Here is an 8,267-nt window from a genome sequence, read left to right as displayed (position 1 = left end):
AGCGGGAGGGCGGCAGTCGTACCGACTCGTCCTCGCCTCCAGGGAGGACCGCCCCCCCCCCCCCCCCCCCGGGCAACATACCCCCGGGGTGCCCCCCCCCCCCCCCTCCTCGTCAGCGGCGGCTGAGCCCCTCCTGCCCCTCCTACGGGGTCCCGGGGTTGTTCGGCCCGTCCTTCGGGGCCCGGTGGCGTCCCGTGCGGGGCGTGGCCGTCCCGTCGTCCCCGGGGTCGGGCTCCGCGTCACGCCCCTCGCCCCGGTAACCGTCGGTGTAACCGCCCGCGTACCCCTCGTCGAACGCGCTCACCGGCCGGTCGGCGTCCCCGGAGGTCTCCGTGCCGGGCCGCTCGGCGGCCTCCGTCCCGTCGTCGGCCCCGTCGAGGCCGGCGTCGGCCACGGTGTCCTGCTCACCGGTCGGCACCGCGCCGTCCGCCGCGCCGCGCAGCTGGAAGCCCGCGACCGCCATGACCACACCGAACACGATGGCGTAGACACCGACGACCAGCATGATCGCCTCGGCGCCCGCCAGCGGCCAGAACCACACCAGGAGACCGAAGATCACCGAGAGGGCGCCGACGAAGATCAGCAGCCACTCGGAGCTGACGTGGGCGCGCAGGCGCACGGCGGTGACGATCTCCGCGACACCGGTGACGATCGCCCAGGCACCGATCAGGAAGACGATGGCGAGGACCGCCGCCATGGGCCAGGTGAGGGCGAGCAGACCCAGGACGATGCTCAGTCCGGCCTGGACGCCCAGCGGCATGCGGGCCCCCGGGGCGGCACGGTAGGCGGTGAACGCGAGCGCGACCCCGTCCACCAGCGCGAAGGCACCGAAGATGATCGCCAGGGCCAGCAGGCTCGCGCCGGGCCAGACCAGGGCCACCAGACCGAAGACCACCGCGACCACACCGCGTACGACCAGGACCCACCAGTGTCGGCTCAGATCTCCGAGTATGTTGCCTGTCAACGCGTACCGGACCATGACCAGGCCCCCTTCCTCGTGTGGTCCCGCTCGTTACGGGGTCACGCTCTGCCACTTCCCTCAACGTCGCATACGGATGACAGAAAGTGCGCAAAATACACGGAAAGGGAAGTTCTTCACCTGGTACCGGCTGGGGCGGGCGCTGGTCGCACGGGGCCGGGACGCTCGAACGCCCGCCCTCGTCGGTGACGTGGGCGGGCGGTCGGGGCACTGCGGCGGGAGCTAGCCCTGGCCGGGGTAACGGCGCTCGTCGGAGCCGACGTAGTGCTGACGCGGGCGGGCGATCCGGAAGGCCGGGTCGTGCAGCTGCTCGCGGTAGTGGGCGACCCAGCCGGGCAGGCGGCCGATGGCGAACAGCACGGTGAACATGTTGCTCGGGAAGCCCATGGTGCGGTAGATGACGCCGGTGTAGAAGTCGACGTTCGGGTAGAGCTTGCGCTCCGTGAAGTACGAGTCCTGGAGCGCGGCGGCCTCGAGCTTGAGGGCCAGCGCGAAGAGCTCGTCGGGGTTGTCGTGGCTGTCGAGGATCTGGCTGGCCAGAACCTTGATCTCCTTGCTGCGCGGGTCGAAGTTCTTGTAGACCCGGTGGCCGAAGCCCATGAGACGCATCTCGCGGGCCTTGACCTTCTCCAGGAAGTCCTCGATCGAGATACCGGAGTCGCGGATCTCCTCCAGCATCTCCAGGACGGCCTGGTTGGCGCCGCCGTGGGACGGGCCGGACAGGGCGTTCACACCCGAGGCGACGCTGGCGTAGATGTCGGCCTTGGAGGAACCGACCACCCGCACGGTGGCGGTGGAGCAGTTCAGCTCGTGGTCGGCGTGCAGCACCAGCAGCATGCCGACGGCCTTGTTGAACAGCTCGCCGAGCTCACCGGTGGGGGCCTTGTCCCCGAAGGTCATCCGGATGAAGTTGTCGACGTAGTCGAGCGAGGCGTCCGGCTCGATCGGGGTCTCACCGATGGAGTTGCGGTAGATGCGGGCCGCGATCGTCGGCAGCTTGGCCATCAGCCGGATCGTGGCGAGCTCGACCTGGTCCTCGTCGTCCGGGTCCACGCTGTCGTCGTAGTACGCGGCGAGGGTGTTCACGGCGCTGGCGATCAGCGCCATGGGGTGCCCGTTGCGGGGCATCGCGTCGATGAACGCGCCCATCTCGGCCGGGATGTCGGCGTTGTCGCGCAGCTTCTCGGAGAACTCCTTGAGCTGGCCGGGTTCCGGCAGCTCGCCGTAGATCACCAGGTAGGCGGTCTCAAGGAAGGTGCTGTGTACCGCGAGGTCCTCGATCGGGTACCCGCGATAACGCAGGATGCCCGCGGCCCCATCGATGTAGGTGATCTTCGAGCTACACGAAGCGGTGTTGCCGAACCCGGGATCCAGGGTCGTCATACCGGTCGACCCCAGCAGGGTCTTCAGCTCGATGGTGCTCTCACCCTCGGTACCGGTGAAAACCGGCAGCTTCAGCACGCCGCCCTCGTAGTGGAGCTCCACCGTGCGCTCTTTGTCATCGCTCATGCCCGAGGTCAACCTTTCCAGGCGGGGGATACGTGAGGTGCGTCAGACGCGAGGCGATCCGCCGCCGCGATCTTGTTCACTCGTTATTGTTCTGTTTTGTTAAACGACGGTTAAGCAAAATCATATAAGTTTCACCGATTCACGAACAGGTGACATGCAACACATACCCAGACGTGATCAGAATTACCACCGAGTGAAGATTTACAGACTTTGCCGAACGTCGATAACGTCGTGATCGCCCTGAGACTTCACGGACGCCGACGGGGTTCTCCCGCCACCCGCCCCTGGTCTCCTGAACCGGTCCCCTGGGCGCACCGAACCCCACGTGGGACGCACGTGGGCCCGTCCTTCGGCCCGCGCTTCACAGATGCGGACAGACCCGAACAGAACTCGGTGCGGCCAGGTGTTCGAACACGCCCTAGCGGCCTGCTATCAGAGTACCTTCGCCCTGATCACAAGGGCTGAGGCGGGGCACCCCCGACTCGGTGATCTTGGCCTCTGCCGCGCCCGGTCGGGGTGCGGCGGCGACGCGTCGGGCGCCTTCCCCGGCGCTCCGGGGACCTGAGTATGTGCCCAGGGCACGAGAGTTCACACGCGTCCGCGACGTGGTGTTCGTCCCCCTCGTCACGTCCGGGCCGAGGGGCCCGAACGGGGCAGTGAATGGCACACCGAACGTGACCGAAGTCGACAACGGGTGACCGGCATTCACCGCCGGTAAACAATGTCCTCGCACAATGCCGGAAAATCCGACCCCCGCGTTGACAGCCGGTGACCGGGGGCTACTCGCCCTCGTCGACACCACCGGCGAGCAACGCCTGCATGAACAGCGACGGGTGGTCCCGCTCGATCACGCGCAGACGCCACTTGTTGTGGACCAGCACCAGCAGTTCACCGTCCGAGCGGCGGCGCAGGACCTCGGCCCCGGACAGCGAGTGCAGGGTCGGCGCGGACTCCTCGTCGGTGCGCCGCGCCACCGAGTACTCCAGGGGGGAGGCCTCGATCGGGCTGCGGAACTCCTGCTCCATCCGGTGCCTGACCACGTCGAACTGGAGCGGGCCGACCGCCGCCAGCACCGGGGCCTGCTCGCCTCGCACGTCCGAGGTGAGCACCTGCACCACGCCCTCGGCGTCGAGCTGGGCGATACCCCGCTGGAACTGCTTGTACTTGCCCGCGTCCACCGCGCGCGCCACCACGAAGTGCTCGGGCGCGAAGCTGGGGATCGGCGGGAAGGCGACCTTCGGACCGTCGAAGAGGGTGTCCCCCACCGCCAGCGCGTGCGCGTTGACCAGGGCGATCACGTCACCCGGGTAGGCCGTGTCGATGGTGGAGCGGTCCGAGCCGAACACCGCCTGGGTGTACTTGGTGGCGAAGGGGCGACCGGTGGGCGCGTGCGTGAGCACCATGCCCCGGTCGAACCGGCCCGAGCTGACCCGCACGAACGCCATCCGGTCCCGGTGGTTCTTGTCCATGTTGGCCTGCATCTTGAAGACCTGGCCGGAGAAGGGCTGCTCCACCCGGCGCGGCCGGTCCTTGTCGTCGACCTTGGCCGACGGCGCGGGGGCCAGGCCCACGACCGTGTCCAGCAGCTGGCCCACCCCGAAGTTGGAGAGCGCGGCGCCGAAGAGCACCGGGGAGGACTCGCCCGCCATGAAGGACTCGTGGTCGAAGTCGGCGCCGAGCGCCTCCAGGAGCTCGATCTCCTCCTGGGCCTGCGTCCAGGCGTCGAGCTCGACCTCGGCGGCGCGGTCCGCGTCCAGGACCTCCTCGATCGCCTTCTGGGCGCCGCCGGGGGTCCGGGTCATCTTGGTGTACGTGCCGCTGGTGCGGTCGACCAGGCCGCGGAAGTCGCCCGCGATGCCGACCGGCCAGTTCAACGGGGTCGGGCGCAGGCCGATGCGCTGCTCGATCTCGTCCAGGAGCTCCAGCGGCTCTCGGCCCGGACGGTCCCACTTGTTGACGAACGTGATGACCGGCATCTTCCGGGCACGGCACACGTCGAAGAGCTTGAGGGTCTGCGGCTCCAGGCCCTTGGCCGAGTCCAGCAGCATGATCGCGCAGTCGACCGCCGAGAGCACCCGGTAGGTGTCCTCGGAGAAGTCGGCGTGACCGGGGGTGTCCAGCAGGTTGAGGACACGGTCGTCGTAGTCGATGCGCAGCGCGGCCGAGGTGATGGAGATCCCCCGGTCCTGCTCCATGTCCATCCAGTCCGAGGTGACGCCCTTGCGGTCGCCCTTGCCGTGCACCGCGCCGGCGGAGGAGATCGCCGCGGCGTGCAGTGCCAGCGCCTCGGTCAGCGTCGACTTACCGGCGTCGGGGTGGGAGATGACCGCGAAGGTCCGCCGCCGCTCCGCCTCATGGGCGACCTCGGACTCCTGCTTGGTCGCTCCCGCCGTGTCCACGCTCATCTGCGCTGTCCGCCCCGCCTCGTTCGCTGCCCTGCTTTCGGCCCCGTCCAGCCTACGCGCGCACGGACGTGGCTGGGACCCGATCGGGCTAGCGCTCCCGCTCGACCGCTTCCGAGACGCGTCGCAGCAGGTCGGAGGTGTCCGCCCCCCGCGGATAGACCGCCACCAGGACCCGTTCGCCGTGGGCCTCGCCGCCCCGCTCGGGCGCGTCGTCCGGGCCGCCGAGCAGGGGCGCGGCTAGGTCGGTGACCCTGGTCATCGCCTGGTCGAAGCGTTCCCAGACCCGCCCGCCGTCGGGCTCGCGCAGCCAGCCGCGCAGCACGTGGTTGTGGGCGGCGATGACGGCCGCCGCGACCATCTCGTCCTCCAGGGACGGTCGGTCGTGCCCGGCGCTGTGGGCCAGGTGGCGGCTGAACGCGGCCTGGTAGCGCGCGGTCATCGCCACCTCCCGGTCGCGCAGGCGGGGGTGGGCGCGGACCAGCCGGTACCGGGGGACGGTGATCTCGGGGTCGCGCACGTAGCCCTGGAAGACCAGGCGCGCGGCGGCGACCACCGTGTCCGCGGGGGGATCGGGGGAGGCGTCCATGTAGCGCACGACCGTCTCGAAGAGTTCGTCGTGCTCAGCGAAGAGGAGGTCCTCCTTGGAGCCGAACCTGCGGAAGAGGCTGCGGCGGCTCACGCCCGTGGCGGCGGCGATGCCGTCCATGGTGGTGCCGTCGAACCCCTCGTCGGTGAACAGGCGCACCGCCGCCAGCACGGCCTCGCGGGTCGACACACGTGTCGTCGCCATGTCCACCTCCCGTTCCGGCGCCAAGGTATCCGACCCCGTCTGTGTACTTCGTCCCGATCATCTCCTACTCTGGCACCGAATGCCATATTCAGGCACGCGGTGCCAGTACGAGGAGAGCGTGATGGGCGACTTCGACCTGTTCAAGACCAACGAGGAGCACGAGGAGCTGCGGGCGGCGGTCCGCTCCGTGGCCGAGGACAAGATCGCCCCGCACGCCGCCGAGGTGGACGAGCGCTCCGCCTTCCCGCAGAACGCGCTGGACGCCCTGGTCGCCACCGACTTCCACGCCGCGCACATCTCCGAGGACTACGAGGGCGTGGGCGCCGACGCGCTCGCCACCTGCGTCATCATCGAGGAGGTCGCCCGTGTGTGCGCCTCCTCCTCCCTCATCCCGGCGGTGAACAAGCTCGGCACCATGCCGCTCATCCTCGGCGCCTCCGAGGAGGTCAAGCAGCGCTACCTGCCGCCGGTGGCGCGCGGCGAGGCGATGTTCTCCTACGGCCTCTCCGAGCGCGAGGCCGGTTCCGACACCGCCGCCATGCGCAGCCTGGCCACCCCCAAGGGCGACGACTGGGTCCTGAACGGCCAGAAGTCCTGGATCACCAACGCCGGTGTCAGCGAGTACTACACCGTCCTGGCCGTCACCGACCCCGAGGGGAGGCGAGGCCGCAACATCTCCGCGTTCGTGGTCCACGCCGACGACGCCGGGTTCACCCTGGGCGAGCCCGAGCGCAAGCTCGGTATCAAGGGCTCCCCCACCCGCGAGCTGTTCTTCGACGACGTCCACATCCCCGGCGACCGCATGGTCGGTGCTCCGGGCGAGGGCCTCAAGATCGCCCTGCGCACCCTGGATCACACCCGTGTCACCATCGGCGCGCAGGCCGTCGGCATCGCCCAGGGCGCCCTGGACCACGCGGTGGCCTACGTGAAGGAGCGCAAGCAGTTCGGGAAGTCGATCGCGGACTTCCAGGGCATCCAGTTCATGCTCGCGGACATGGCCATGAAGCTGGAGACCGCCCGGCAGATGGTCTACGTGGCCGCCGCCAAGTCCGAGCGCGGCGACGACGACCTCGCCTTCTACGGCGCCGCCGCCAAGTGCTACGCCTCCGACGCCGCCATGGAGATCACCACCGACGCCGTGCAGCTGTTGGGCGGCGCCGGCTACGTGAAGGACTTCCCGCTGGAGCGCATGATGCGCGACGCCAAGATCACCCAGATCTACGAGGGCACCAACCAGATCCAGCGCATGGTGATGGCCCGCCAGCTCCTCAAGTAGGGGCCTCGTTCGGACGCCCGCCTCCCGTCCCGGGGAGGCGGGCGTCCCGTCAGTGCACGGACTCCCGCACGAACTTGGCCACGGGCACGGGGTCGCGCCCCAGGGCGCGGCGGACGTCCTCGGTGACCACGGCGGCCCGGCCGTCGGCGACGGCTCGGAACCGCTCGTTGAGGGTGTCCACGTACCGGTCCGACCAGCCCATGTTGGTGGCCCGGAAGTAGAACCCGGCCTCGTCGACCTTCTTGTACCGCCACACCGGACTCTCCGTCCCCTTGGTCATCCGCACGACGTCGCGGAAGGACACGGGGGCGGGTCCGGTGAGCGTGTACTCACGGCCGTGCAGGGAGTCGTCCGTCAGAGCCGCGACGACGGTGTGGGCGACGTCGCGCGCGTCCACGAAGCTGACCTCCGCGCGCTTGCTCAGCGGAAGTTCCAGACGCCCGTTGCGCGAGCGCGCCAGCCGGGCGAAGAGGCCCTCGGTGAAGTCCTGGTCCAGCCAGTTGGGGCGGACCACCGTCCAGTGGTCGAACAGCTCGCGGACCCGGCGCTCCAACACGCGCTGTTCGGAGTCGGGCGGCCCGTTCTCACTCCCCATCGCGGTGGTCAGCACCGCCGTCCGCACCCCGGACCCGGCCGCCCTCTCCAGGAAGGCCCCGGCCCGGTCGGCCAGCCCGCTGGCCATGGGAACGGTCACGAAGAGGCTCTCCACCCCCTCCAGCGCCGGTTCCCAGCTGGTGGTGTCGGTCCAGTCCAGCCGCACCTCACCGTCCCTGGAGGCACCGGCGGCGGGCAGGCCGCGTCTGCGCAGTTCGGTCAGGACACGTCGACCCACCTGTCCGGTGGCGCCGGTGACCAGTGTGCTCATCGGGTGATCCCCCAGGTTCACGCGCGGGTGCTCCGCCTGCTGACGGTACCCACTCCCGGGGGCGGAACGAGCGCGAACGGTGGAACGGCCCGGACGCACCGTCCCTCAGCCGCGACCACGGGAGGCGGCCAGCGACTCCACGGCGACGACGAGGACGAGACCGAGGGCGGCCAGGCCCAGGTTGGCGAGCAGGGCGTTCTCCTGGAGCGCCGCGACGTTCTGGACGACCAGGCGGTGGAAGGAGTTGAGCACGATCCCGAGGATCGGCTGGGTCCAGAGGTGGTCGACGGCCCCGCTGACTCCCATGAGGACGAGGAGGACACCCAGGGCCCGAAGTGGTTTGCGCATGGCACGAGCCTAGGAAGCGGGACCCCTCCGGCGGATCGGGCACAGGGTGGTCGCCCCACGACCAAAGTAGCGTCCCTCGCGGCCTTCGGTATCGA

At 69.7% G+C, this 8,267-nt stretch carries 7 protein-coding genes; 1 reads left to right on the top strand and 6 read right to left on the bottom strand.

The window, feature by feature from the left end:
* Nucleotides 1–142: 142 nt before the first annotated feature.
* The 4 genes from ACFW3L_RS04225 to ACFW3L_RS04210 all read right to left on the bottom strand — a co-directional run bounded on the left by ACFW3L_RS04225 (nt 143) and on the right by ACFW3L_RS04210 (nt 5,683).
* Nucleotides 143–979, bottom strand: coding sequence for an HdeD family acid-resistance protein (locus tag ACFW3L_RS04225; RefSeq protein WP_378736150.1), 837 nt, complete (start codon nt 977–979; stop codon nt 143–145).
* A 222-nt stretch (nt 980–1,201) separates the two neighbouring features.
* Nucleotides 1,202–2,488 (bottom strand): citrate synthase, encoded by a 1,287-nt coding sequence (locus ACFW3L_RS04220; RefSeq protein ID WP_378736148.1) that lies wholly within the window; start codon nt 2,486–2,488, stop codon nt 1,202–1,204.
* Nucleotides 2,489–3,267: 779 nt separating this feature from the next.
* A complete protein-coding gene (locus tag ACFW3L_RS04215; RefSeq protein ID WP_378736146.1) occupies nt 3,268–4,893 on the bottom strand; it encodes a peptide chain release factor 3 in 1,626 nt (541 codons plus the stop codon).
* Between the two features lie 88 nt (nt 4,894–4,981).
* Nucleotides 4,982–5,683: a TetR/AcrR family transcriptional regulator gene (locus ACFW3L_RS04210; RefSeq protein WP_378736144.1), complete on the bottom strand. Its 702-nt coding sequence runs from the start codon at nt 5,681–5,683 to the stop codon at nt 4,982–4,984.
* 121 nt (nt 5,684–5,804) lie between these two features.
* On the opposite strand from ACFW3L_RS04210, the gene ACFW3L_RS04205 reads away from it, so the two are divergent.
* Nucleotides 5,805–6,959, top strand: a complete 1,155-nt coding sequence (locus ACFW3L_RS04205) for an acyl-CoA dehydrogenase family protein (RefSeq protein ID WP_378736198.1) — start codon at nt 5,805–5,807, stop codon at nt 6,957–6,959.
* A gap of 49 nt (nt 6,960–7,008) precedes the next feature.
* On the opposite strand, the gene ACFW3L_RS04200 is transcribed toward ACFW3L_RS04205, so the two are convergent.
* Entirely contained in the window at nt 7,009–7,824 is an 816-nt protein-coding gene (locus ACFW3L_RS04200; protein ID WP_378736142.1) for an NAD(P)H-binding protein, read from the bottom strand.
* A 105-nt stretch (nt 7,825–7,929) separates the two neighbouring features.
* The gene (locus ACFW3L_RS04195; protein ID WP_378736140.1) at nt 7,930–8,172 is read right to left on the bottom strand and encodes a hypothetical protein; all 243 of its coding nucleotides are present in this window, start codon (nt 8,170–8,172) and stop codon (nt 7,930–7,932) included.
* Nucleotides 8,173–8,267: the final 95 nt, after the last annotated feature.

This window comes from Nocardiopsis sp. NPDC058789 (assembly GCF_042745575.1).
Lineage (GTDB): Bacteria > Actinomycetota > Actinomycetes > Streptosporangiales > Streptosporangiaceae > Nocardiopsis > Nocardiopsis eucommiae.
The sequence above is the reverse complement of the archived record's forward strand: the minus strand, read 5'-3'. Positions and strand labels throughout refer to the sequence as shown.

What these genes read in the sequence shown, in the direction of transcription:
- ACFW3L_RS04225 (WP_378736150.1), bottom strand. Translation starts at nt 979, where the DNA reads ATGGTCCGGTACGCGTTGACAGGCAACATACTCGGAGATCTGAGCCGA.
- ACFW3L_RS04220 (WP_378736148.1), bottom strand. Translation starts at nt 2,488, where the DNA reads ATGAGCGATGACAAAGAGCGCACGGTGGAGCTCCACTACGAGGGCGGC.
- ACFW3L_RS04215 (WP_378736146.1), bottom strand. Translation starts at nt 4,893, where the DNA reads ATGAGCGTGGACACGGCGGGAGCGACCAAGCAGGAGTCCGAGGTCGCC.
- ACFW3L_RS04210 (WP_378736144.1), bottom strand. Translation starts at nt 5,683, where the DNA reads ATGGCGACGACACGTGTGTCGACCCGCGAGGCCGTGCTGGCGGCGGTG.
- ACFW3L_RS04205 (WP_378736198.1), top strand. Translation starts at nt 5,805, where the DNA reads ATGGGCGACTTCGACCTGTTCAAGACCAACGAGGAGCACGAGGAGCTG.
- ACFW3L_RS04200 (WP_378736142.1), bottom strand. Translation starts at nt 7,824, where the DNA reads ATGAGCACACTGGTCACCGGCGCCACCGGACAGGTGGGTCGACGTGTC.
- ACFW3L_RS04195 (WP_378736140.1), bottom strand. Translation starts at nt 8,172, where the DNA reads ATGCGCAAACCACTTCGGGCCCTGGGTGTCCTCCTCGTCCTCATGGGA.